We start from the raw sequence: 837 nt of genomic DNA, 5'->3' as shown, positions 1-837 counted from the left end.
ACATTCGACGCGCTGCTGCACAACTTCTACGGACCGACCGAGACCGTCATCAACGCGAGCCGGTACAAAGTCGAGGGCAAGCAGGGCACCCGCATCGTGCCCATCGGCAAGCCCAAGATCAACACCCAGATCCACCTGCTTGACGACGCCCTGCGGCCGGTTCCCGTCGGGGTGATCGGCGAGATCTACATCGGCGGAACACATGTCGCGCACGGCTATCATGACCGCCCCAGGCTGACGGCGGAGCGGTTCGTCGCCGATCCGTTCAATCCCGGCGGTCGGCTCTACCGATCGGGTGACCTGGCCCGTCGCAACGCCGACGGCGACATCGAGTTCGTCGGTCGCGCCGACGAGCAGGTCAAGATCCGCGGATTCCGCATCGAACTCGGCGAAGTGGCGGCGGCGATCTCCGTCGACCCGAGCGTCGGGCAGGCGGTCGTGGTGGTGAGCGATCTGCCCGGTGTCGGCAAGAGCCTCGTCGGCTACGTCACGCCGGCCGAGGACATCGAATCGGTGGATGTCGAGCGGATCCGCAACCGGGTCGCCGCCGCCCTGCCGGAGTACATGACCCCGGCGGCCTACGTCGTGATCGACGAGATCCCGATCACCGCGCACGGCAAGATCGACCGGGCGGCGCTGCCCGAACCCGACATCGATTCCGGCGCGGCGTTCCGCGAGCCGGCCGACGGCACCGAACGCCGGATCGCCGACCTGTTCGCCGAACTTCTGGAACGCGACCGCATCGGTGCCGACGACTCGTTCTTCGACCTCGGCGGCCATTCGCTACTGGCCACCAAACTGGTTGCCGGAGTGCGCAGTGCGTTCAACGTCGACATC

The 837-nt window shown here is 67.0% G+C and carries 1 protein-coding gene; it reads left to right on the top strand.

The features are described 5' to 3' along the window. On the top strand, positions 1 to 837 hold an 837-nt coding region (locus tag AU072_RS24440; RefSeq protein ID WP_165596696.1), incomplete at both ends, for a non-ribosomal peptide synthetase.

Source organism: Mycolicibacterium novocastrense, assembly GCF_001499835.1.
GTDB classification, from domain to species: Bacteria; Actinomycetota; Actinomycetes; order Mycobacteriales; family Mycobacteriaceae; genus Mycobacterium; species Mycobacterium novocastrense.
This window is presented reverse-complemented; position numbering and strand designations above follow the sequence as displayed.